We start from the raw sequence: 21,246 nt of genomic DNA on the forward strand, positions 1-21,246 counted from the left end.
GCCGTAGCGCCGCCCGGGCGCCGCGCGTTGCCGCGATGCGCCGGTCACCGTCGTGACCCGCGCCGGTCTCGCGTGCCTCCAGACTCGACCTCGAAGAGAGCAACATCGATGAATCCCTGTCATGTGCGCCGTCCGCTGGCCGCCGCGCTCTGCGCGCTGATGGCCCTGACCGGTTGCGGTGACCCCGGCGGCTCCGTGAGCGGATCCGCCGCCGTCCCCACCTCGTCCGGCTTCCCCTTGACCTTCGACAACTGCGGCACGAAAGTCACCTTCCAGCGGCCGCCGCAGCGCGTGCTGATCCTCAACGGCACCAGCGTGGCCGAGGTGGAGAGCTTCATCATGCTCGGCCTGGACAAGAGCGTCCTGGCCAACGCCCAGAGCTACGGCGTCTCCGACGACCCCGCGATGATCGGCCGGATCAAGGCGCTGCCGACCGGCGGGCTGACGATGAACAAGAACTTCGACGTCCCCGCCGAGCAGGTGCTCAAGCTCAAGCCCGACCTGGTGGTGTCCACCTGGTCCGGCGGGTTCGACGCCAAGAACGGCTTCGCCACCCGCGAGCAGCTCGCCGCCGCCGGGATCACCTCGCTGGTCAACCCGGTCAACTGCGCGATGGGCAAGCCCGCGGCCACGGAGGAGGAGAAGCGCGCCTACCGCAACCAGTCGATCAACTCCTCGCTGGAGTTCATCGCGCTGCTGGGGCGCGTCTTCGACGTCCAGGACCGCGCCACCGACCTGATCGGCAAGCTGCGCGCCCGTGTCGAGGCCGTACGGGCGCGGGTCGCGGGCCGGCCCGCCAAGAAGGTCCTCATCGCCTATCCCGGCATGGCCATGATGAACGCCAACGGGCTGCCCGCCGTGATGACCGGCGGCATCTACGACGACGTGATCAAGGCGGCCGGCGGCGTCAACGCCTTCGCCGGGCAGAGCTCGGACACCACCCGCACCCTCAACACCGAGCAGCTCGCCACCGCCCAGGTGGACGTGCTCGTGGTCGGGCAGTTCACGCCGGACGAGCAGCCCGAGGCGGAGGCGGCCAAGCTGTTCGCCGCCTACCCGCACTGGGCCGCGTCGAAGTCCAGGACGTACGCGGTGGTCTCCGACGGGGTGTATCTCGGCCCGCTCAACGCCGTGGCCGTGGAGAAGCTCTCCAAGGTGGTCCACCCCGGTGACTGACATCCTCACACCCGCACCGGCGACCAGGGCCGCGCCGTCGCGGCGCCCGCACCTCGTCTCCGGGGCCGCCACCGGGCTGCTGCTGGCCGCGCTGGTCGTCGCGCTGGTCGCGGCCCTGGTGGCAGGCATCTCCGTCGGCTCGGTCAACCTTCCGCTCGGCCAGGTCTGGGGCGTCGTCTGGGCCCACCTGACCGGGCGCGGCGCGCAGGCCGATCCGCTGCTCAGCCAGGTCGTCTGGGACCTGCGCACCCCGCGGGCATTGCTGGCCGCGCTCGCCGGGGCCGGCCTGTCGGTGGCCGGGGTCGCGCTGCAGTCCCTGGTGCGCAACCCGCTCGCCGACCCGTACGTGCTGGGCGTGTCCTCGGCCGCCTCGCTCGGGGCCGTGCTGGTCCCCGCGCTGGGGAGCGCCGTGCTGGCCGGCACGCTGGGCGTCACCGGGGCCGCCTTCGCCGCCGCCCTGCTGTCGGCGCTGCTGGTGTACGTGCTGGCGCAGCGCGCGGGCCGGCTGCTGGACTCCTGGCTGGTGCTGACCGGCGTGGCCGTCGGCTACCTGTGCGCGGCGGCCACCACGTTCGTGCAGCTCCAGCTCAACCCGACCGAGCTGCAGGGCATGATGTTCTGGCTGATGGGCAGCGTCGCCGGTGCGTCCTGGGCCGACCTGGGCGTGCCCGCCCTGATCGTCGTCTGCTGCCTGGCCTGGCTGTCCCTGCAGGCCCGCGCGCTGAACGCGCTGCTGGCCGGGGAGGAGGCCGCCATCGCCGTCGGCGTGCCGGTGGCGGTGCTGCGGATCGGGCTGCTCGTGGCCGGCTCGCTGCTGACCGCCACCGTGGTCAGCGTGGTCGGCGGCATCGGCTTCATCGGGCTGATGATCCCGCACATGGCCAGGTTCGTCGTCGGGGCCGACCACCGCCGGGTGCTGCCCGTGTCGCTGCTGGCCGGGGCGCTGTTCCTGGTGCTGGTGGACCTGGCGGCCCGGATCGCCGACCGGCCCAACGAGCTGCCGGTGGGCATCTTCACCACCGGGCTCGGCGTTCCGTTCTTCCTGTGGCTGCTGCGCCGCCGATCAAGTGGAGGCACCGATGCGGCTTGACCTGGCCGGCGTCAGCGCCCGCATCGACGCTCGCCCCATCGTCGAGGACGTGAGCCTGACGGCCGGGCCGGGCGAGTTCGTCGCGCTCATCGGACCGAACGGCAGCGGCAAGTCCACCCTGCTGCGCACCGTCTACCGGTCGCTGCGCCCGTCCGGCGGCGTGGTCCGGCTCGACGGCCAAGACCTGTGGGGGATGCGACCCCGCCAGGCCGCCCGGCACCGCGCCGTGCTGCCCCAGCACAGCCAGGTCGCCGATGGGCTGTCCGCCGCCGACGTCGTCGCCACCGGCCGCCACAGCCACCAGCGGCTGCTCGACCGGGAGAACGCCGCCGACCGCGCGGCGGTCGCCACCGCGCTGGAACGGGTCGGCATGGCCTGGGCGGCCGACCGGCTGATGCCGACGCTGTCGGGCGGGGAGCGGCAACGCGTGCTGCTCGCCCGAGCGCTGGCCCAGCAGGCGCCGCTGCTGGTGCTCGACGAACCCACCAACCATCTGGACGTCGGCTCCCAGCTCCTGCTGCTGGACCTGATCCGCTCGCTCGGCCTGACGCTGCTGGCCGCCCTGCACGACCTCGACCAGGCCGCCGCCTACGCCGACCAGGTCGTCGTCCTGCGCGACGGCCGGGTCGCCGGGCACGGCCCGCCCCTGGAGGTGCTGACACCGGCGTTCATCGAGGAGGTCTTCGGCGTACGCGCGCACATCAGCCCGCACCCGATAACCGGCCGCCCGCACATCGCCGTGGCGTCACCCGCACCGTGAACGTGCGCCGGCCGGTCTCTGGACCGGCCGGCGCCCAGGTCAGTGGCCCGCGTGCTGATGAGGCTTGGCGGCGACCCACTCCCTGGCCGCCTCGGCGCGATCGCGCAGTGCGGCGAGGAGCTCGGCCAGGTTCTCGTGGTCCATGTACGACGTCTTGCCGATGTCGTCGATGTGAGTGGTCACCTGGCCGGACAGGCCGGTCACCGCGCTGAGTGATGCGATGATTTCGCGGGTCTCCGCAGCGTTCAGATCGCACATGGCCTCACCGTACGCATCGCGTGGCCGGTCGCACATAGGCGAGCGGGCGAGGATTCCCGAGCCGGCAGGCAAGGAAAAGGCTCTTTCCCACGCGATGCTTTATCGATAAAGTAGCCGCCGCCGCTTACCGAGAAAAGGTGCTAACCATGAGTGACTCTGTCGTGTCCGCCGTGCTCAATGTCGACGTCAAGGGCCCCGTGATCAGCAGACATGTGTACGGCCACTTCGCCGAACACCTGGGCCGGTGCATCTACGGCGGCTTCTACGTGGGCGAGGACAGTGACATCCCGAACGCCGGCGGGATCCGGCTGGACGTCGTCGAAGCGCTGCGCGCCTTGAACATCCCCAACCTGCGCTGGCCCGGCGGCTGCTTCGCCGACGAGTACCACTGGATGGACGGCATCGGCCCGAAGGACCAGCGCCCGGCGATGGTGAACACCCACTGGGGCAACGTCGAGGAGAACAACCACTTCGGCACCCACGAGTTCATGGCCCTGTGCGAGCTGCTCGGCGCCGAGCCGTACATCAGCGGCAACGTCGGGTCGGGCACGGTGAAGGAGATGAGCGACTGGGTCGAGTACCTCACCCGGGACGGCGACTCCCCGATGGTCCGCCTGCGCAAGGCCAACGGGCGTGAGGAGCCGTGGCAGGTGCGCTTCTGGGGGCTGGGCAACGAGGCGTGGGGGTGCGGCGGGCACATGAGCGCCGAGCAGTACGCCGCCGAGGCGCGCCGGTACGGCACCTACTGCCGCAACCACGGCGACAACCGGCTGTACCGCATCGCTGCCGGCGCCAACAGCGACGACTACGCCTGGACCGAGACGCTCATGAAGCAGCTGGGCGACCTGGGCTGTGCCTACCGGCCCCAGCCGTTCTACCAGGCGCTGTCGCTGCACTACTACACGATCCCGGGCACCTGGCAGGACAAGGGCGCCGCCACGGTGTTCGACACGGACGAGTACTACCGGACCCTGGTCAAGGCCGTCCACACCGACGAGCTCCTCACCGGCCACTCCAACGTCATGGACTGCTACGACCCGGGCCGTCAGGTGGGCCTGGTGCTGGACGAGTGGGGCACGTGGTGGAACGTCGAGCCGGGCACCAACCCCGGCTTCCTCTACCAGCAGAACACGCTGCGCGACGCGCTGGTCGCGAGCCTGCACTTCGACATCTTCCACCGCCACGCCGACCGGCTGGTGATGGCCAACATCGCCCAGACGGTGAACGTGCTCCAGGCGATGATCCTGACCGATCCCGACTCCGGGGCGCTCGTGCTCACCCCGACGTACCACGTGTTCGAGATGAACAAGGGGCACCAGGACGCCACGTCACTGCGGGTCGATCTCCTCTCGGACGTGCCCACCCGCGAGGTGGGGCCGGACACGCTGGCGACCGTCTCGCTGTCGGCGAGCCGCAAGGACGACAAGGTGCTCATCTCGCTGTCCAACCTGGACACGGCCGACGCGGCCGACGTCGAGCTGGACCTGCGCGGGGGTGACGTCGGCGGGGTCGTCTCGCGGATCCTCACCGCCGGGGCGCCGCAGACCCACAACACGCCCGACGCGCCCGCCGCCGTCGCCCCGCGCTCCCACGAGCAGGTCACGGTCACCGGTACGCGCGTGCGGGTGCACCTGCCCGCCCACTCCTTCGTCACCGTGCAGGTCGACGTCGCATAGTCGCATAACCGGCACCCTTGCGGGGCGCAGTAGGCTCGAAGCAGCGGCGTCCACAGTCGGAAGCGGCCGGATCGGATCCGGCCGATGGGGCAGGACCTGAGGAGCGGCATGGTCACCATGGGCGACGTCGCCAAGTTGTCCGGGGTGTCGAAGATGACGGTCTCCAACGTCATCAACGACCGCGCCGGGGTCAGCGACGAGGTCCGCCGCCGCGTTCTCGAAGCAATCCGCGAGTCGGGCTACCGCGTCAACGTCTCCGCCCGGACCCTCAGGTCCGGGCGGACCGGCGTCATCGGGCTGGCCGTTCCCGAGATCGACCGGCCCTACTTCGGCCAGCTCGCCGCCCACGTGATCGACGAGGCGCGGGGACGCGGTTTCCACGTCGCGATCGAGCAGACCGGCGCGGCCGCGGCCGGGGAGATCGACGCGATCTCCCATTCGTCCACCCTGCAGTTCGACGGGTTGATCCTCAGCGCGGTCGGGATCGATCCCCAGGACTCGCGGCTGACCGGCGGCGACTATCCGATCGTGATGCTCGGCGAGCAGGACTTCGCCGCGCGGTTCGACCACGTCGCCATGCCCAACGAGGAAGGCGCGAAAGCGGCGACCACGCATCTGATCGACCGCGGCTGCCGCCGGATCGCGATGGTCACCGGCGAGTCCCTCGACGGCGTGAACGTGGTGACGCGCCGCTACCGGGGCTACCTCGCCGGGCTCTCCGAACGGGGGCTGGCTCCCGATCCGGCGCTGCGGTTCGCCGTCAGCGGGATGACGCTGGAAGGGGGCCGCGAGGCGGCCCACCGGCTCGTCGACTCAGGTCTCGAGGTCGACGGCGTGGTCGCGGTGAGCGACACCGTCGCCCAGGGGGTCTTCCGGGGCCTCGCCGACCGCGGCGTCCGGGTGCCCGACGACATCCGCCTCGTCGGGTACGACGACATCCCGGAAGCTGCGTACATGGTGCCCTCGCTGTCCACCGTGGCCCCCGACCACCGGTGGATGGCCGCGAAGGCGGTCGAGCTGGTGACCGCCCGCATCCAGGACCCGTCACGCCCGGCCGGCGAGCACACCGCGCCCTTCGAACTGGTGGTCCGCGAGTCCACCCGCTGACGACCCCGGGCAGGGGTCAGGTCCTCGGGTCCGGGCCGGTGAGCACGTCGAAGGCGTGGAGGCGGTGGGCGGCGAAGAGCGTCAGGGCGTGCTCGGTGTCACGGGCGCGCAGGGCGGCGGCCAGCTCCCGGTGCTCCTCGGGGATGTGCGCCAGGTAGTCCGCGGAGCGGACGCCGATCCGGGTCAGCAGGAACAGGTGGACCTGCGAGCGGATGGCCTGCCACGCCTCCTCCAGGCGCCGGTGCCGGGCCGCGGCGTAGACGGCGTCGTGGAAGGCGATGTCGCAGCGCACCATCTCGTGCTCGTCCTCGACGCGCCTCATGCGCTCGGCCGCCTGCTCGACGGCCGCGAGGTCGTCGTCCGAGGCATGGGCGGCCACCTGCCGGACCGCGAGCTGTTCCAGGGCGGCGCGCAGGCTGTCGAGCTCGGCGACGTCCGCCGGGGAGAGCGTGGTGACGGTGGCGCCGCGGTGCCATGCGCTGCGGACCAGGCCTTCGCGCTCAAGCCGGAGTAATGCCTCGCGTACGGGGCCGCGGCTGACATCGAGCGCGCCGGACAGCTCCACCTCCCGCAGCTGCGCCCCGGGGGCGTAGGTCCCGGCGAAGATGGCCTCCCGGATGCGGTCCGCGACCTCGTCGGCCAGCCCCCGGCGGCGGGCCGGCGCCACCCTGCCCTGTTCACTCATGGCTCCAGCCTCTCACGAGCGCCCCTACCGCGAGCGTTTGTCGTGATGTTAACATTCGGACATTCTAGGCAGAAGGGAAGTCCCCATGACCTCGATCCCCCGGTTCCACCTGGCCATGCCCGTCGACGACCTGGCCCTCGCGCGCCGCTTCTACGGCGAGGTGCTGGGCCTCGAACAGGGCCGCAGCGCCGACACCTGGGTGGACTGGAGCCTGCACGGCCACCAGTTCGTGACGCACCTGGCGCCGGCCCGCGCGCAGCGGATCCACAATCCGGTCGACGGCCATGACGTCCCGGTGCCGCACTTCGGCCTGATCCTGACGATCCCCGAGTTCCACCGGCTCGCCGACCGGCTGCGCGCGGCGGACGTCGAGTTCGTCATCGAGCCTTATGTGCGTTTCGAGGGGCAGGCGGGGGAGCAGTGGACGATGTTCCTGCTCGACCCCGCGGGGAACGCGCTGGAGTTCAAGGCGTTCGCCGACGACTCCCAGGTCTTCGCCGTCTGATTCGGCCCGTCACCGCCGCCGCCCGCCGGTTGACCTCAATTCCGGTTGAGGTTGCACGCTATGGGGGTCATGTCGGAAAGAGGGCAGGAGTGAGCGGCGATGCGGGTGGTTCGGGTGACCGGGTTCGGCGGGCCTGAGGTGCTGGTGCCCGGGGAGGCGCCGGATCCGGTGGCCGGGCCGGGGCAGGTCGTGGTCGAGGTGGCGGTCGCGGGCGTGACGTTCGTCGAGACGCAGATCCGGCGCGGCACCGACCAGTGGCATGCCCGGCCGGAGCTGCCGTACGTGCCCGGCGGGCTGGTGGCCGGCCGGGTGAGCTCGGCCGGAGAAGGGGTGGATCCGGCGTGGGTGGGCCGGCGGGTCATCGCCGGGACGGGGGAGACCGGCGGTTTCGCCGAGCGGGCCGTGGCCACGGCCGAGGACCTGTTCCCGGTGCCGGACGGGCTGGAGTTGCCGGAGGCCGTCGCCCTGCACAGCGACGGCAGCACCGCGCAGGGACTGATCGAGGGCGCCAAGGTCCGTCCCGGCGAGTGGGTGCTGGTCGAGGCGGCGGCCGGCGGCGTCGGCAGCCTGCTGGTGCAGCTGGCCCGTACGGCGGGCGCGCGCGTCGTCGGGGCCGCCCGCGGATCGCGGAAGCTCGACCTGATCCGGGAGCTGGGCGCCGAAGCCGCGGTCGACTACTCCGAACCGGGCTGGACCGGGCGGGTGCTGGAGGCGACCGGCGGGGCCGGGCCGGATGTGGTCTTCGACGGCGTCGGCGGGGAGATCGGGCGGGCCGCGTTCGAGGTGACGGCCCCTGGCGGCCGGTTCTCGGTGCACGGCGCCTCCAGCGGCGAGGTCACCGTCGTCGATCCCGCGCGACGCGAGGACGTGGATGTGATCGGCATCGAGCAGCTCTTCGACTTCGGCCCGAACGTGGTGCGGTGGGCGGAGCAGATGATGGCGCAGGCGGCCGCGGGGCTCGTCCGGCCGGTCATCGGGCAGACCTTCCCCTTGGAGCGCGCCGCCGACGCGCACGCCGCGATCGAACACCGCACCGCCCTGGGGAAGACCCTGCTGCTGATCTGACGGCGCCGGCTACAGTGGCCACCAGCCGTGCGGCGGCCTCAGGCGGGAGAGCCGCGGAGGTGGGCGATGCCCATGTCCAGGGCGGCCTCCAGATGCGTGACCTCGCCGGTGGACATCTGGATCAGGACGCCGCCCTGGATACCGGCGAGCAGGGCGGCCGCCGCGTGGTCGGGGTCCAGGCCCGGGTCGATCTCGCCGGCGTCCTGCATGTGCCGGACGCCGGTGGCGATCTCGGCCTGCCAGCGGCGCATGAGCTCGATGACCACGGCCTGGGCGGCGGGCGTGCGGTTGCCCAGCTGCGAGGTGACCGAGTTGAGCGGGCACCGGCGGCCCTGGCTGCGGTAGTGGTCGACGACCGTGTCACGCCACCGCTGCCAGGCGGGCCACGAGGTCAGCTCGCCGAGCGCCGGCTGCTGGTTCTCCAGCACGCGGCCGGCCTCGAGGCGGGCCACCGCCAGCAGCAGCTCCTCCCGCCCGCCGGGGAAGTAGTGGAAGAGCTGGCTCTTGCTCGTGGCGGTCGCGGCCAGCACGTCGTCCAGGGTCGTGGCGGCCACGCCGAACTCGCGGATGTGCGCGGCGGCGCCCTCGAGGATGCGCTGCCGCGTCGCGGCCCCCTTGCGGGTGAGCGTGGGCATGGAGACCTCCCAGATTGGACTTGCTGGTCCATTTTAGCCTCGGCATCCTGGACCGCGAATCCGCACTTTCGCAAGGGAGAAACACCATGTCCGCACGTCTGCATGGGCGCACCGCCCTGGTCACGGGCTCGACCGACGGCATCGGCACGGCCATCGCCCGCGCGCTGGCCGCCGAGGGCGCCCACGTCATCGTCAGCGGCCGGGACACGGCCAAGGGCGAGAAGGTCGTCGCGTCCATCGCCGAGGAGGGCGGGCGGGCCTCGTTCGTCCGCGCCGACCTCGCGGGAGGGCTGCCTGCCGTCCGCGAGCTCGCCGACGCCGCGCACCGGCTGGCCGGCGGCCCGCTGGACATCCTGGTCAACAACGCGGCGCTGCTGATCAACCCCGCCCCCACGGCCGAGGTGGCTGAGGAGCTCATCGACCAGGCCCTGGCCGTCAACGTCAAGGCCGCCTTCCTCCTCACCGGCCTGATCGCCCCCGCCATGGCGGCCCGCGGCAGCGGCGCGATCATCAACCTCGGGTCCATCTCCGGGCTGTTCGGCACGAGCGGCTCCGCCCTCTACAGCACCACGAAGGCCGCCGTCCACTCGCTGACCAAGTCCTGGGCGGACGAATACGGCCCCTCCGGCGTGCGGGTCAACACCGTCGCGCCGGGCCCGACGTTCACCGAGAAGGTCGCCGCGATGGCGGAGTACCTGGCGCCGATGATCGCCGCCATCCCCTCGCGCAGGCCCAGCACCCCGGAGGAGGTGGCCAAGGCGGTGGTGTTCCTGGCCGGTGACGACGCCGCCAACATCCACGGCGCCACCCTCTCGGTGGACGGCGGGCGAGCCGCGGTCTGAGGCGGTCGGTCGCGTACGGCGGTCAGCGCGGGACGTCCCCGGTGGGCGCGAAGGTCTGCCGGTAGTGTTCGGCCGCCTGGGCCATGTCGGCGCTGATGAGCTCGAAGAACCGGCTGGCGGTCGCGAGCCGGACGCCCGCCGGCGTGTCGGCGCCGAGGATGTCGACACCCTCCCGGACCGTCTCGGTCCACAACATCATCGACCGGGTGCCCATCTGCCACGCCCGGTACCAGACCTCGGCGTCGATGATGTAGCGCTCGCGCCGGTTGTCCCGCTCGCGCCTGACGAGCCCCACCTGTTCGAGCCAGCCGACGCCTTTGGAGATCGACGCGGGGCTGACCCGCAGCCGCTCGGTCAGCTCGGTGACGGTCAGGTTGCCGGTGTCGCTGGTGAACAGGCAGGCCATCACCCTGGCCGCCATCGTCGGCACACCCCCGAACGTCGTCGTGAGCCGCTCCTCGAACTCCCGCACCGCCTGGGGGTCGCGCCTGCCCGCGTCCCCCGCGGCCGTGCTCGCCGGCGCGGCCGGCCGGCGGCGGGCGCGCCAGCCGGTCGCCTGCTGCGCCCGGCCCGCGTGGTAGCCGTGCGGGCCGCCGTTGCGCGCGATCTCGCGGCCGACGGTCGACCTCGGCCGGCCCAGGCGACGGGCGATCTCCGCGTAGGTGAGCCCTTCCGCCAGCCCTTCCGAGATCTTGCGGCGGTCGTCGTACGTCAGGTGGCCTCCCGGCATGCGCCCTCCCGGCACGTCATCGTCAGGCGCAAGTATCGCCTCCGGCGGACCTGATTGCGACACCGCATCGGGGATTGTTGCATTTGCCGACACTGTCGTTGCGCCAGTTAATCCGCTCTGAACTGGGATAACGACGTTCGCAACTTGCCGAATCCGCGAACGCATTCGTAGCGTTTCTCCATGCGTGAACGATCGCCGTTCACGCGGAGGGAAACCGACATGACCCAGCCTGGCATGGTTGCCAAAGTATGCCTCGTGACCGGCGCCTCGTCCGGCATCGGCCACGCCACCGCGCTCGAGCTCCTGCACGCCGGCCACTTCGTGTACGGCGCGGCGCGGCGGGTGGGCAGGATGGCGGCGCTGCGCGACGCGGGCGGCCGCCCGCTGCCGGTGGACGTGACCAAGGAAGAAGACCTCAAGCGCGCCGTCGACACCGTCCTGGACGAACACGGACGGATCGACGTCCTGGTCAACAACGCGGGAGCCGTCGTCCACGGCGCCGTCGAGGACACGCCGCTGGCGATGGCGCGAGACCTGTTCGAGGTCAACGTGTTCGCCGCGGCCCGGCTGGCCCAGCTCGTCCTGCCGCCGATGCGGCAGCAGGGCTCGGGCACGATCGTCAACGTCTCCTCGATCGGCGGCGAGCTCGCCTTCCCGCTCGGCGCCTGGTACTACGCCTCCAAGCACGCCCTGGAAGTCTTCTCCGACTCGCTGCGCATGGAGACCGCGCAGTTCGGCGTCCACGTCGTCGTCATCCAGCCCGGCATCATCAAGACCGACTTCGAGGCCGGGACCGCCCGGCAACTGCGGGAGATCTCCGGGAACGGGGCCTACCGGCAGATGGCCGAGGCCATGGCCGGCGCCGCCGAGACGCCGGCGGGCCACCAGAGCGACCAGGCCACCGACCCCGCTGTCGTCGGGGCGACGATCCGGGAGGCCGTCGAGTCGGACCGGCCGGAGACCCGCTACGTCGTGGGCTGGCAGGCCGAAGCGCTCCTCCAGCTCAACAGGTCCCTGCCGGACCGCGAATTCGACGCGCGCATCACCGGCTCCCTCAGATAACTCCGGCTCCACGAGAACCGCAATTCGGAGAAACCCATGACCCCTGCCATCGCCGTTTCCGGGCTCGTCAAGGCCTACGGGCCCGCGCGCGCCCTCGACGGGCTCGACTTCACCGTGAACCCCGGAGAGGTGCACGGCTATCTCGGCCCGAACGGAGCGGGCAAGAGCACCACCATCCGCATCCTGCTGGGCCTGATCCGGGCCACCTCCGGCAGCGCCAGGCTGCTGGGTGGCGACCCCTGGGCCGACGCCGTCGCGCTGCACCGGCGGCTGGCGTACGTGCCGGGCGACGTCGAGCTGTGGCCCAACCTCACCGGAGGCGAGGCCATCGACGTGCTCGGCCGGCTGCGCGGCGGGCTGGACGACCGGCGCAAGAACGAGCTGATCGAGCGGTTCGAGCTCGACCCGAAGAAGAAGGCGCGGACCTACTCCAAGGGCAACCGCCAGAAGGTCGCCCTCGTCGCCGCCCTCTCCGCGGACGTGGACCTGCTGATCCTCGACGAGCCGACGAGCGGGCTGGACCCGCTGATGGAGGCGGTGTTCCAGCAGGTCGTCGCCGAGGCCAAGGCCGCCGGCCGGACCATCCTGCTGTCCAGCCACATCCTCGCCCAGGTCGAGTCCCTCGCCGACCGGGTCACCATCATCCGGGACGGAAAGGTCGTGGAGTCGGGGACGCTGGCGCAGCTGCGGCACCTGACCCGGACGACGGTCGTGGCCGAGACCGCCACCCCGGTGACCGGCCTCGACCGGCTGCCCGGCGTGCACGACGCGAAGGCCGAGGGTGGGAGCGTGCGGTTCGGCGTGGACGCCGAGCACCTCGACGCCGCCATCCGGCACCTCACCACGTTCGGCATCGACGCGCTGGTCAGCCATCCGCCGACGCTCGAGGAGCTTATGCTCCGGCACTACGCGCACAAGGAGGCGGCATGACCACGACGGTCGCGGGGGCGCGCGGCCGTACCGGATCGAGAGTGGGGAGCAGCCACCTGACCGGCACCGGCGCGATGGTGCGGCTGGCGCTGCGCCGCGACCGGATCAAGCTCACCCTCTGGCTGGTCGCGATCACGGCGCTCGTCCCGCGCTTCTACTACGCGGCCGTCAACGCGGTCGTCCCGACGCCCGAGGCCCTGGCCTCGGCCTCGCAGATGATCCGCGTCTCCTTCATGAGGGTGCTCGGCGGGCCGCTGTTCGGCGAGGTCAGCACGCAGAGCTACTTCCTGGCCGCCTACTGGGTCGAGTTCCTGCTGGCCGCCGCGATCATGAACATGATGCTCATGACCCGGCACACCCGGGCCGAGGAGCAGACGGGCCGGGCCGAGCTCATCCGGGCGGCCGTCGTGGGCCGGCACGCCCAGCTGACCGCGGCGCTGATCGTCGCCGTGATCAGCAACGCCGCGCTCGCGGTACTCACCACCGCCGCGACGGTCAGCATCGGCTTCCCCGCCGGCAGCGCCCTGCTGTTCGGCGCCTCCCTCGCCGCGACCGGGCTGCTGTTCGCCGGGGTCACCGCGGTCACCGCCCAGGTCACCGAGCACCCCCGGGGCGCGAACGGGCTCGCGGGCCTCGTGCTCTTCACAGCGTGGTTGCTGCGCGGCGCGGGGGCGCTGCAGAGCGAGGAGGGCGGCCCGCTGTTCTGGCTGTCACCGATCGGCTGGTCGCAGCAGACCCGGGTGCTGGGCGACGAGCGCTGGTGGCCGCTCGGCCTCTCGGTCGTTCTCGCCGGGCTGCTGGTCGCGGGCGCCTACGCGCTGGCGAGTCACAGGGATCTCGGCGCCTCCTTGGTGGCCCCGCGTCCCGGCCGGGCGTCGGCGCCCTCCTGGCTGCGCTCGCCGTTCACGCTCGCGCTGCGGCTCCAGCAGGCGGCCGTCCTCGCGTGGGGAGCCGCGTTCCTCGCGGTCGGCCTCGTCCTGGGAGCCATGACCGGGGGCATGGCCGAAACCGACCTCCCCATCTTCTCCGGCGCGGACTTCGGGCGGGCCTGGATCAGCCTCATGGTGTTCACCGGGTCCCTCTACACCGGCGTCTTCGCGGTCCTGTCGGTCATCCGGCTGCGGGCGGAGGAGGTGCGCGGCCGGATCGCTCCCGTGCTGGCCGGGCCGACCGGCAGATCGACGTGGTACTGGTCGTCCCTGCTGGTCACCGCGCTCGCCGTGGTCGTCCTGCCGGTGGTGTACGGCGCCGCGCTCGGCGTAGGGGCAGCCCTGTCGACCGGCGAGCCCGGCCTCGTGGGAGAGGTCACCTGGGCGAGCCTGATCCGCGCCCCCGAGGTGCTGGTGCTGCTCGCCGTCCCGGCGGCGCTGCTCGGGATCGCCCCGCGGGCCGTGAACGCGGCCTGGGCGGTGCTCGTCTACAGCGGGTTCATGCAGGTACTGGGGTCCTACATGAACCTGCCGGGGTGGCTGGTGAACACGTCGGTGCTGTCCCACCTGCCCTGGCACCCGCTGGGGTCCTTCGCCCCGGTGGCCACGGTCGTGCTGACCGTGCTCGCCGCGGCGCTGGCGATCCTCGGCCTGTACGGGCTGCGCCGCCGCGACCTCGCCGCGGGCTGACGGGGGACGGGTCAGCCGGCGAGCTCCCGACGGCCGTCCAGGAGCGGGCGCAGGAAACGGCCCGTGTGGGAGTGCGGATCGGCGGCCACGGCTTCCGGGGGGCCGTGGCCGACCACCTGGCCGCCGCCTGAGCCGCCCTCGGGGCCCAGGTCGATCAGCCAGTCGGCCGTCTTGATCACGTCGAGGTCGTGCTCGATCACCACGACGGTGTTGCCGGAGTCGACGAGCCGGTGGAGCACGGCCAGCAGCTTGCGGACGTCGTCGGCGTGCAGCCCGGTGGTCGGCTCGTCGAGCACGTACAGGGTGCGGCCCCGGGAGCGGCGCTGCAGTTCGGCGGCGAGCTTGACGCGCTGGGCCTCGCCGCCGGACAGCGTGGTGGCGGGCTGCCCCAGCTTGACGTAGCCGAGCCCGACGTCGGCCAGGACCCGCAGGTGCCGCGTGATGATCGCGTGCTCGGCGAAGAAGGCCGCGGCCTCGTCGATGGTCATGGCGAGGACGTCGGCGATGGACCTGCCCTTGTAGCGGACCTCCAGGGTCTCCCGGTTGTACTGGGCGCCGTGGCAGACCTCGCACGGCACGTAGACGTCCGGGAGGAAGTTCATCTCGACCCTGATGGTGCCCTCGCCGTAGCAGGGCTCGCAGCGGCCGCCCTTGAGGTTGAAGGAGAACCGGCCCGGCTGGTAGCCGCGTACCTTGGCCTCGGGCGTCTGGGCGAAGAGGCGGCGCAGGTGGTCGAAGAGGCCGGTGTACGTGGCGGGGTTGGAGCGGGGGCTGCGGCCGATCGGCGCCTGGTCGATCTGCACGACCTTCTCGACGGCCTCGGCCCCGGTGATGTCGCGGTGCCGGCCGAGCACTCTGTGCGCACGGTGCACGCGCCTGGCCAGGGCGGCGTACAGGATGTCGTTGACCAGCGTCGACTTGCCCGACCCGGAGACACCCGTGACCGCCACGAGCAGGCCCAGCGGGAACGACACCGTGACGTCGCGCAGATTGTGCTCGGTCGCGCCGTGCACCGTGATCTCGTGACCGGCCGTCCTGGGGCGACGCCGGTCAGGGAGCGGGATCTGTTGGCGCCCGGACAGGTACGCCCCGGTGCGGGACGTCGGGTGCTCGGCGAGCTCCCGCACGGTGCCCGAATGCACCACGTGCCCGCCGTCGGCGCCGGCTCCCGGCCCGATGTCCACGACCCAGTCGGCCGCCTTCATGGTGTCCTCGTCGTGCTCGACCACGATGACGGTGTTGCCCCGGTCGCGCAGCCGCAGCAGGGTCTCGATGAGCCGCCGGTTGTCGCGCTGGTGCAGGCCGATGCTCGGCTCGTCCAGCACGTAGAGCACCCCCGCCAGCCCCGAGCCGATCTGGGTGGCCAGCCGGATCCGCTGCGCCTCGCCGCCGGACAGGCTCGCGGCCGGGCGGCCCAGCGAGAGGTAGTCCAGGCCCACGTCGAGCAGGAACCGCAGCCGCTCGTCGATCTCGGTGAGCACCGCCTGGGCGACCCGGCGCTCCCAGCCGGTCAGCTCCAGCCCGGCGAGGAACCGTGCCGTCTCGCCGATCGGCAGCGCGCTCACCTCGGCGATGCCGCGCCCGCCCACGGTGACCGCCAGCACGCCCGGCTTGAGCCGGGCGCCGCCGCAGGCCGGGCAGGGCGCCTCGCGCAGGTAGCCGCCGAACCGGTCGTCGGAGCCGCCGGCCTCGGCGTGACGGCGCTCGATGTGCGGGATGACGCCTTCGTACCGGGTGACGTAGGAGCGCTCGCGGCCGTAGCGGTTCTGGTAGTCGAGGTGGATCCGTCGCGGAGTCCCGTGCAGGACGATCGTCCGGACGGCTTCGGGCAGGCTACGCCAGGGTGTGGTGGTGCTGAAGCCGATCTCGGCGGCCAGGGCGTCGACCAGCCGGGCGAAGTAGTCCGCGCCGCTGGTGTTCGTCCACGGGGCGATGGCGCCTCCGGCCAGCGTCTTGTCCTCGTCGGGGATGACGAGGCCGGGATCGACCTCCGTCCGCGAGCCGAGCCCGGCGCACTCGGGGCAGGCGCCCCACGGCGCGTTGAAGGAGAACAGCCGCGGCTCCAGCTCCTCCAGGTCGAGGTCGTGCCCGCGCGGGCACGCCATCCGCTCCGAGAACCTCAGCTCGCGCCCCGGGTCGGTGGCCTCCAGGTCGACGAACTCCACGCCGACGACACCGCCCGCGAGCCCCAGCGCCGTCTCGACGGAGTCGGTCAGCCGCTGCCTGATGCCCGGCTTCACCGCGAGCCGGTCCACGACGACGTCGATGGAGTGCTTCTTGCGCCCGTCCAGCACCGGCGGCCTGGTCACCGGGTGGATCGCGCCGTCCACCCGGACGCGGCTGAAGCCGTCGCCCGCCAGTTGCCGCAGGACCTCGGCGTGCGTGCCCGCACGGTCGCGTACGACGGGCGCCAGCACCTGGAAGCGGGTGCCGTTCCCCATGGTGAGCAGCCGGTCCACGATCTGCTGGGGAGTGCGGCGGTGGACCGGCTCGCCGCACTCCGGGCAGTGGGGGCGGCCGACGCGGGCGTACAGCAGGCGCAGGTAGTCGTAGACCTCGCTGACCGTGCCGACCGTGGAACGCGGGTTGTGGCTCGTCGTCCTCTGGTCGATGGCGATGGCCGGTAACAGGCCCTCGATGACGTCCACGTCCGGCTTGTCCAACCGGCCAAGGAACTGGCGGGCGTACGCCGACAACGACTCGACGTAACGCCGCTGCCCTTCGGCGAAGATGGTGTCGAACGCCAGGCTCGACTTTCCGGAGCCGGACACCCCGGTGAAAACGATCAGCGCATCCCTGGGCAGGTCCACGGAGATGTCGCGGAGGTTGTGCTGGCGGGCGCCCTTGACGACGAGACGGTCTCTCACACGCTCGAACCTAGTGCGCACGCCGGCGCGTCGTTATCGCATCGTTATCTAGTTTCGCAGGATGATCTTTCCGACGGTACGGCGGGCGGCCAGGTCCGCCAGTGCCTGACCGGCCTGCGCGAGCTCGTACTCGCCGCCCGTCAGCGGGCGCGGGCCTTGCGGCGAAGCCCTGCCGCAGGCGCGGCCGCTGTGTAAGTCTGTAAGCATGACCGAGCCCCCCATCGTCATCGAGCACCGCGAGCACGTGTGGTACCTGCTCGTCCAGGCCTCGCAGCTCGAGCACATGATCATGTGCCAGTACCTCTTCGCCGAGTTCAGCCTCAAGACCGATGGGCTCACCGGCGAGCAGCAGGCCGCGGTCGATCGCTGGCGCCAGGAGCTCCACGGCATCGCCGTACAGGAGATGCTCCATCTCGCCCTGGTGGCCAACCTCATGTCGTCCATCGGCGCCGCGCCCACCTTCGGCAGGCCGAACTTCCCGCAGTCCTGCGGCGCGTTCCCGCCCTCGATCCAGATGCGGCTGCTGCCCTTCGGCGAGGCCGCCCTGGCCCACTTCCTCTACCTCGAACGGCCCGAGGGCATGGAGCGGCGCGACGCCGCCGAGTTCATCTCCTGCGATCCGCCGCCCGAGCCCATCGCGTCCGGCGAGATCTTCCCCCGCGCGCAGGAGTTCGCCACGGTCGGCCATCTCTACCGCGGCATCAAGGACGGCCTGACCACGCTGGTCGCCAAGTACGGCGAGGAGCAGGTGTTCTGCGGTTCGCCCCGGGCCCAGGCCACCCCGGAGCTGTTCCGCTGGCCCGAGATGGTGGCGGTGACCGACCTCGCGTCGGCGTGCGCCGCCATCGAGGAGATCATCGAGCAGGGCGAGGGAGCGCAGGGCGCCTGGCAGGACGCCCATTACGGCCGCTTCCTGAAGATCTGGGAGGAGTACCACGCGCTGCGCGCCGCCGACCCGGCCTTCGAACCCGCCCACCCCGCGCTCGGCGCCTTCACCCGCCAGCCCTTCGACGTGCGGGAGCCGCAGCCGCTCATCGGCGACGCGCGGACCCTGGCGCTGGCCGAGCTGTGCAACCTCGCCTACGAGGCGATCCTGTGGCTGCTCACCCGCTACTTCACGCACACCGACGAGAGCGAGGAAGAGCTCGAGGTCCTGATCGGCGCGGCGATCACGACGATGGCCGCTGTGCTGCGGCCGCTCGGCACCGAGCTGAGCCGGCGGCCCGCCGGCCCCGCCCATCCGGGACGCACGGCCGGGGCGGCCTTCGAGATGTACTACCTGATGGACAACGTGGTCCCCTGGCGCGAGGCCGCCTGGACGGTGCTGATCGAACGGCTGCGCCAGATCGCCGAGCGCTGCGCGTCCCACGCCGCCACGGACCCGGTGATCGCGGCGGCTTCGGAGCAGGTCACGGCGGTGGCCGACTCGCTCGACGCCGTCCGGGCCAAGGCGGCCTCCGGCATCACGACCCCCGGCGGGCCCGCGTGACCCGCAGCGCGCAGGCCGCCCCGACCACGAGGAGGGCGGCGACGGCGGCGACGACCCGCAGGAGACCTTCGGCGGAGGAGGGGGCCGCGAAGTAGACGGTGCCGAGCCCGGCGACGGCCGTCACCCCGGTCAGCGTCGGGCCGGTGGAGTTGAGCGCCGAGATCGCCGAGGAGAGCCGCGGCTCCACCAGGTACGTGATCCGCGCGATGAGCGGGCTGTAGCCGGCGGCGTGCCCGGCCCCCGCGAGCAGCAGCAGCGGTACGGCGCCGTACGGATGCCACTGGTCGCGATGGAGGAGCACCAGCAGGCCGGCCCCGGCCGCGAACGCGATCGGCCCGGCCACCGGCAGCGCGTTCCGCAGCCACCGGGGATAGCGGTTCCAGGTCAGGCTGAGCGCGCCGAAGCCGACGGCGTACGGGACGAACGCGAGCCCCGCCTGGAGCGGGGAGAAGCGCAGCGTGGACTGCAGATGCAGGGTCAGGGTCAGCAGGAAGACGGTGTAGCAGCCCATGACGATCCAGCAGGCCACCAGCCCCGGCTTCACCCCGCGCGGCCGCAGCGCCGCCAGGTCCAGCAGCGGGTGCCGCGCCCGGGTCTCGTAGCGGACGAACGCCACCAGCAGGGCGGCTCCGCAGGCGAGCGAGACCCATGCCCAGGCGGGCCAGCCCTGGTCCCGGCCGAAGATGAGCGGCATCGTGAACGCGGCCATGGCGACGGTCAGGAGAGCGGTTCCGGCCGGGTCGAGGCGTACCCGCTCGTCCGGGCCGGAGCCCAGCAGGACGCGCGGTCCGACCGCCAGCAGCACCGCGCCGATCGGGACGTTGATCAGGAACACCGGGCGCCAGGAGAGGCCGAACAGGTCGGCGCCCGCGACCAGCCCGCCGATCACCTGCCCCAGCGCGACTCCCAGGGCGAGCACCAGACTGTACAGGCCGATCGCCCGGCGGCGGGCCGGCCCGTCCCAGTGCCGCTGGATGAGCGAGAAGACCTGCGGCATCAGCAGCGCCGCCCCAGCGGCCTGGGCGACGCGGGTCACCACCAGCAGGGGCGCGTTCGGGGCCAGCCCGCACAGCAGCGACGCCACCGTGAACCAGCCCAGCCCGACGAGGAACGCGCGCCGGTGCCCGACGATGTCGCCGATCCGCGCGCAGGTGACCAGGAGCACGCCGGTGGTCAGCAGGTAGCCCGACACGACCAGCTGGATCGCGGTGCTGCCGGCGTGCAGCCCGTCACGGATGGTCTGCGCCGCCACCGACACGATCGATCCGTCCATGGACGCCATGGCCTGGCCGGCGAGCAGCACGGCCAGCATCGGGCCACGGCGGGCGACGGTCACGGCGGGAGGAACGAGGGCGGTCATGCGGCCGAGTATCGGCCGCGCGCGTCCGGGCGGTCTTGAAGATATTTGCGCGCCGGACGCGGTCCGATCAGTCGCGAGCCTCCGGGATCCAGACGCGCATGGCCGACGAGCCGCGGCGGGCCCACGAGCGGTAGGGGATCAGGGGCACGGTGCGGTCCTCGCCGGACCGGTGGTGCCGGGCGGTGGCCACGACGGATCCGTGCTCCGCGGTGACGGTGTCCGGCAGCAGCGTCGCGTCCTCCAGCGCCCACGACGGCGGCAGGTCGATCGACTCCATGGCGAGCACCTCCGGCCCGCGCCGGACGGCCACGCAGCCGCGGATCGCGTCGACGCGGTGGTCCGGGCGGACGACCCGGGGCCGCAGGTCGAGGGTCAGCTCCAGCCGGTCGCCCGGCTGCCAGGTCCTGGTCAGCGTCATGCCGGCGGGCTCGGCGGGTGCGCCGTTGAGGCTGAGGCGGGTGTCCTGGGACCACTCCGGGTCGCGCAGGGTGATCGACGCCGGCCGGGCCGGCGCCTGCCGTACGGTGATCGTCACCACGCCGCCGTGCGGGTAGTCCGTCGTGACGTCCAGCTCGAACGGCTCGCCGGCCACGACGGCGTCGAGGGTGGACGAGGCGTACTGGTGGATCTGGATGCCGTCGGACGTGGTCGTGGCGAGACAGCCGCCCAGGCTCGCGAGGGTGCGGGCGAGGTTGGGCGGGCAGCAGGAGACCTCGTACCAGGCCTGGCGACGGCCGGCCCCGCCGCGGATGCACACGCCGTCGTCGTTGAGCGGGACGTCGCCGCTCGGGTGGCGCTGGTGCAGGGTGTTGGCGTAGAAGAACGAGCGGCCGTCCTCGCCGAGCGAGGTCGCGACGATGTTGTAGAGGGTGCGCTCGATCAGGTCGGCGTGGCGCGGGTCGCCGGTGGCCAGCAGCAGCCGCCAGCTGAACATGATCGACGCGACGCCCGCGCAGGTCTCGCAGTACGAGCGGTCCGGCGGCAGCACGAAGTCCTCGCCGAAGGCCTCGTCCATGTGGTGCGAGCCCATCCCGCCGGTGATGTACGTCCTGCGCTCGACGGTGTTGTCCCACTGGGTCCTCAGCGCGTCCAGCAGCTCCAGGTCGCCGGTCTCCACCGCGACGTCGACCGCCCCGGCGGCCAGGTAGAGCGCGCGTACGGCGTGCCCGCGCAGCACGTCGGCCTTGCGGACGGGGAGGTCGTCCTGCGCGAAGGCCCGCCCGAACTCGATCAGCGGCAATGTGCCCGTGCCGCGCCGCTCGACGAACAGCGCCGCCTGGTCGAGGTAGCGACGCTCCCCGGTGGTGCGGAACAGCTCCACGAGCGCGACCTCGATCCCGGCGTGCCCGCACACCCGGTTCAGCCCGCCCGGCCCGAACATGACGCACAC

Annotated in this window: 20 protein-coding genes; 12 read left to right on the plus strand and 8 right to left on the minus strand. The window is 72.2% G+C overall.

What is annotated here, in order from left to right:
* Positions 1–108: 108 nt before the first annotated feature.
* From ABZX61_RS16555 to ABZX61_RS16565, 3 genes are read left to right on the plus strand one after another with little or no spacing between them, the layout of a single operon-like run.
* Complete coding sequence (locus tag ABZX61_RS16555) at positions 109–1,176, plus strand: ABC transporter substrate-binding protein (RefSeq protein ID WP_350735073.1); 1,068 nt, start codon at positions 109–111, stop codon at positions 1,174–1,176.
* Positions 1,169–2,266: an iron ABC transporter permease gene (locus ABZX61_RS16560; RefSeq protein ID WP_355195258.1), complete on the plus strand. Its 1,098-nt coding sequence runs from the start codon at positions 1,169–1,171 to the stop codon at positions 2,264–2,266. The genes ABZX61_RS16555 and ABZX61_RS16560 overlap by 8 nt, the downstream gene beginning before the upstream one ends.
* Complete coding sequence (locus ABZX61_RS16565) at positions 2,256–3,026, plus strand: ABC transporter ATP-binding protein (RefSeq protein WP_355195260.1); 771 nt, start codon at positions 2,256–2,258, stop codon at positions 3,024–3,026. The genes ABZX61_RS16560 and ABZX61_RS16565 overlap by 11 nt, the downstream gene beginning before the upstream one ends.
* Positions 3,027–3,065: 39 nt before the next feature.
* On the opposite strand, the gene ABZX61_RS16570 is transcribed toward ABZX61_RS16565, so the two are convergent.
* On the minus strand, positions 3,066–3,284 hold the full coding sequence (locus tag ABZX61_RS16570; protein ID WP_355195261.1) for a hypothetical protein: 219 nt from the start codon (positions 3,282–3,284) through the stop codon (positions 3,066–3,068).
* A 146-nt stretch (positions 3,285–3,430) separates the two neighbouring features.
* Between ABZX61_RS16570 and ABZX61_RS16575 the strand changes: the two genes are divergently transcribed.
* Together ABZX61_RS16575 and ABZX61_RS16580 are read left to right on the plus strand one after the other, a co-directional pair.
* Positions 3,431–4,960 (plus strand): alpha-L-arabinofuranosidase C-terminal domain-containing protein, encoded by a 1,530-nt coding sequence (locus ABZX61_RS16575; protein WP_355195263.1) that lies wholly within the window; start codon positions 3,431–3,433, stop codon positions 4,958–4,960.
* A gap of 84 nt (positions 4,961–5,044) precedes the next feature.
* Positions 5,045–6,067: a LacI family DNA-binding transcriptional regulator gene (locus tag ABZX61_RS16580; RefSeq protein ID WP_355195265.1), complete on the plus strand. Its 1,023-nt coding sequence runs from the start codon at positions 5,045–5,047 to the stop codon at positions 6,065–6,067.
* A 16-nt stretch (positions 6,068–6,083) separates the two neighbouring features.
* On the opposite strand, the gene ABZX61_RS16585 is transcribed toward ABZX61_RS16580, so the two are convergent.
* Positions 6,084–6,752 carry a GntR family transcriptional regulator gene (locus ABZX61_RS16585; RefSeq protein ID WP_355195267.1) on the minus strand — a complete coding sequence of 223 codons (669 nt, stop codon included), beginning with the start codon at positions 6,750–6,752 and terminating at the stop codon, positions 6,084–6,086.
* A gap of 85 nt (positions 6,753–6,837) precedes the next feature.
* Between ABZX61_RS16585 and ABZX61_RS16590 the strand changes: the two genes are divergently transcribed.
* A complete protein-coding gene (locus tag ABZX61_RS16590) occupies positions 6,838–7,257 on the plus strand; it encodes a VOC family protein (RefSeq protein WP_355195269.1) in 420 nt (139 codons plus the stop codon).
* A gap of 99 nt (positions 7,258–7,356) precedes the next feature.
* Positions 7,357–8,322: a zinc-binding dehydrogenase gene (locus ABZX61_RS16595; protein ID WP_355195271.1), complete on the plus strand. Its 966-nt coding sequence runs from the start codon at positions 7,357–7,359 to the stop codon at positions 8,320–8,322.
* 38 nt (positions 8,323–8,360) lie between these two features.
* Here ABZX61_RS16595 and ABZX61_RS16600 read toward each other — a convergent pair whose 3' ends face one another.
* Positions 8,361–8,957: a TetR/AcrR family transcriptional regulator gene (locus ABZX61_RS16600; RefSeq protein ID WP_350735090.1), complete on the minus strand. Its 597-nt coding sequence runs from the start codon at positions 8,955–8,957 to the stop codon at positions 8,361–8,363.
* An 86-nt stretch (positions 8,958–9,043) separates the two neighbouring features.
* Between ABZX61_RS16600 and ABZX61_RS16605 the strand changes: the two genes are divergently transcribed.
* Positions 9,044–9,799, plus strand: coding sequence for a glucose 1-dehydrogenase (locus ABZX61_RS16605; protein ID WP_355195273.1), 756 nt, complete (start codon positions 9,044–9,046; stop codon positions 9,797–9,799).
* Positions 9,800–9,821: 22 nt separating this feature from the next.
* Here the strand turns inward: ABZX61_RS16605 and ABZX61_RS16610 are convergent, their stop codons facing one another.
* Positions 9,822–10,529 (minus strand): helix-turn-helix domain-containing protein, encoded by a 708-nt coding sequence (locus tag ABZX61_RS16610; RefSeq protein WP_355195275.1) that lies wholly within the window; start codon positions 10,527–10,529, stop codon positions 9,822–9,824.
* A 234-nt stretch (positions 10,530–10,763) separates the two neighbouring features.
* Between ABZX61_RS16610 and ABZX61_RS16615 the strand changes: the two genes are divergently transcribed.
* Genes ABZX61_RS16615 through ABZX61_RS16625 form a run of 3 tightly spaced genes read left to right on the plus strand, consistent with a single transcriptional unit; the run spans position 10,764 to position 14,140 of the window.
* Entirely contained in the window at positions 10,764–11,591 is an 828-nt protein-coding gene (locus ABZX61_RS16615; RefSeq protein WP_355195277.1) for an oxidoreductase, read from the plus strand.
* Between the two features lie 36 nt (positions 11,592–11,627).
* Positions 11,628–12,521: an ABC transporter ATP-binding protein gene (locus ABZX61_RS16620; protein ID WP_355195278.1), complete on the plus strand. Its 894-nt coding sequence runs from the start codon at positions 11,628–11,630 to the stop codon at positions 12,519–12,521.
* Positions 12,518–14,140, plus strand: coding sequence for a hypothetical protein (locus ABZX61_RS16625; RefSeq protein ID WP_355195280.1), 1,623 nt, complete (start codon positions 12,518–12,520; stop codon positions 14,138–14,140). Before ABZX61_RS16620 ends, ABZX61_RS16625 begins: the two co-directional genes overlap by 4 nt.
* Positions 14,141–14,151: 11 nt before the next feature.
* Here the strand turns inward: ABZX61_RS16625 and uvrA are convergent, their stop codons facing one another.
* Both uvrA and ABZX61_RS16635 read right to left on the minus strand, forming a co-directional pair.
* Positions 14,152–17,007: an excinuclease ABC subunit UvrA gene (uvrA, locus tag ABZX61_RS16630; protein ID WP_355195282.1), complete on the minus strand. Its 2,856-nt coding sequence runs from the start codon at positions 17,005–17,007 to the stop codon at positions 14,152–14,154.
* Between the two features lie 48 nt (positions 17,008–17,055).
* On the minus strand, positions 17,056–17,214 hold the full coding sequence (locus ABZX61_RS16635) for a hypothetical protein (RefSeq protein WP_350735102.1): 159 nt from the start codon (positions 17,212–17,214) through the stop codon (positions 17,056–17,058).
* Here ABZX61_RS16635 and ABZX61_RS16640 point away from each other — a divergent pair.
* Complete coding sequence (locus ABZX61_RS16640; protein WP_355195284.1) at positions 17,213–18,496, plus strand: ferritin-like protein; 1,284 nt, start codon at positions 17,213–17,215, stop codon at positions 18,494–18,496. The two genes, ABZX61_RS16635 and ABZX61_RS16640, sit on opposite strands and share 2 nt — an antisense overlap.
* Here ABZX61_RS16640 and ABZX61_RS16645 read toward each other — a convergent pair.
* A complete protein-coding gene (locus ABZX61_RS16645; RefSeq protein ID WP_355195286.1) occupies positions 18,471–19,856 on the minus strand; it encodes an MFS transporter in 1,386 nt (461 codons plus the stop codon). The genes ABZX61_RS16640 and ABZX61_RS16645 overlap by 26 nt on opposite strands.
* Positions 19,857–19,923: 67 nt before the next feature.
* Positions 19,924–21,237: a beta-L-arabinofuranosidase domain-containing protein gene (locus ABZX61_RS16650; RefSeq protein WP_355195288.1), complete on the minus strand. Its 1,314-nt coding sequence runs from the start codon at positions 21,235–21,237 to the stop codon at positions 19,924–19,926.
* Positions 21,238–21,246: the final 9 nt, after the last annotated feature.

Source organism: Nonomuraea sp. NPDC003709 (assembly GCF_040610775.1).
GTDB lineage: Bacteria > Actinomycetota > Actinomycetes > Streptosporangiales > Streptosporangiaceae > Nonomuraea > Nonomuraea angiospora_A.

Excerpts from the sequence above, each read along its gene's own strand:
- ABZX61_RS16555 (WP_350735073.1), top strand. The coding sequence starts at position 109 with ATGAATCCCTGTCATGTGCGCCGTCCGCTGGCCGCCGCGCTCTGCGCG.
- ABZX61_RS16565 (WP_355195260.1), top strand. The coding sequence starts at position 2,256 with ATGCGGCTTGACCTGGCCGGCGTCAGCGCCCGCATCGACGCTCGCCCC.
- ABZX61_RS16570 (WP_355195261.1), bottom strand. The coding sequence starts at position 3,284 with ATGTGCGATCTGAACGCTGCGGAGACCCGCGAAATCATCGCATCACTC.
- ABZX61_RS16575 (WP_355195263.1), top strand. The coding sequence starts at position 3,431 with ATGAGTGACTCTGTCGTGTCCGCCGTGCTCAATGTCGACGTCAAGGGC.
- ABZX61_RS16580 (WP_355195265.1), top strand. The coding sequence starts at position 5,045 with ATGGGGCAGGACCTGAGGAGCGGCATGGTCACCATGGGCGACGTCGCC.
- ABZX61_RS16585 (WP_355195267.1), bottom strand. The coding sequence starts at position 6,752 with ATGAGTGAACAGGGCAGGGTGGCGCCGGCCCGCCGCCGGGGGCTGGCC.
- ABZX61_RS16590 (WP_355195269.1), top strand. The coding sequence starts at position 6,838 with ATGACCTCGATCCCCCGGTTCCACCTGGCCATGCCCGTCGACGACCTG.
- ABZX61_RS16595 (WP_355195271.1), top strand. The coding sequence starts at position 7,357 with ATGCGGGTGGTTCGGGTGACCGGGTTCGGCGGGCCTGAGGTGCTGGTG.
- ABZX61_RS16600 (WP_350735090.1), bottom strand. The coding sequence starts at position 8,957 with ATGCCCACGCTCACCCGCAAGGGGGCCGCGACGCGGCAGCGCATCCTC.
- ABZX61_RS16605 (WP_355195273.1), top strand. The coding sequence starts at position 9,044 with ATGTCCGCACGTCTGCATGGGCGCACCGCCCTGGTCACGGGCTCGACC.
- ABZX61_RS16610 (WP_355195275.1), bottom strand. The coding sequence starts at position 10,529 with ATGCCGGGAGGCCACCTGACGTACGACGACCGCCGCAAGATCTCGGAA.
- ABZX61_RS16615 (WP_355195277.1), top strand. The coding sequence starts at position 10,764 with ATGGTTGCCAAAGTATGCCTCGTGACCGGCGCCTCGTCCGGCATCGGC.
- ABZX61_RS16620 (WP_355195278.1), top strand. The coding sequence starts at position 11,628 with ATGACCCCTGCCATCGCCGTTTCCGGGCTCGTCAAGGCCTACGGGCCC.
- ABZX61_RS16625 (WP_355195280.1), top strand. The coding sequence starts at position 12,518 with ATGACCACGACGGTCGCGGGGGCGCGCGGCCGTACCGGATCGAGAGTG.
- ABZX61_RS16640 (WP_355195284.1), top strand. The coding sequence starts at position 17,213 with ATGACCGAGCCCCCCATCGTCATCGAGCACCGCGAGCACGTGTGGTAC.
- ABZX61_RS16635 (WP_350735102.1), bottom strand. The coding sequence starts at position 17,214 with ATGCTTACAGACTTACACAGCGGCCGCGCCTGCGGCAGGGCTTCGCCG.
- ABZX61_RS16645 (WP_355195286.1), bottom strand. The coding sequence starts at position 19,856 with ATGACCGCCCTCGTTCCTCCCGCCGTGACCGTCGCCCGCCGTGGCCCG.
- ABZX61_RS16650 (WP_355195288.1), bottom strand. The coding sequence starts at position 21,237 with ATGTTCGGGCCGGGCGGGCTGAACCGGGTGTGCGGGCACGCCGGGATC.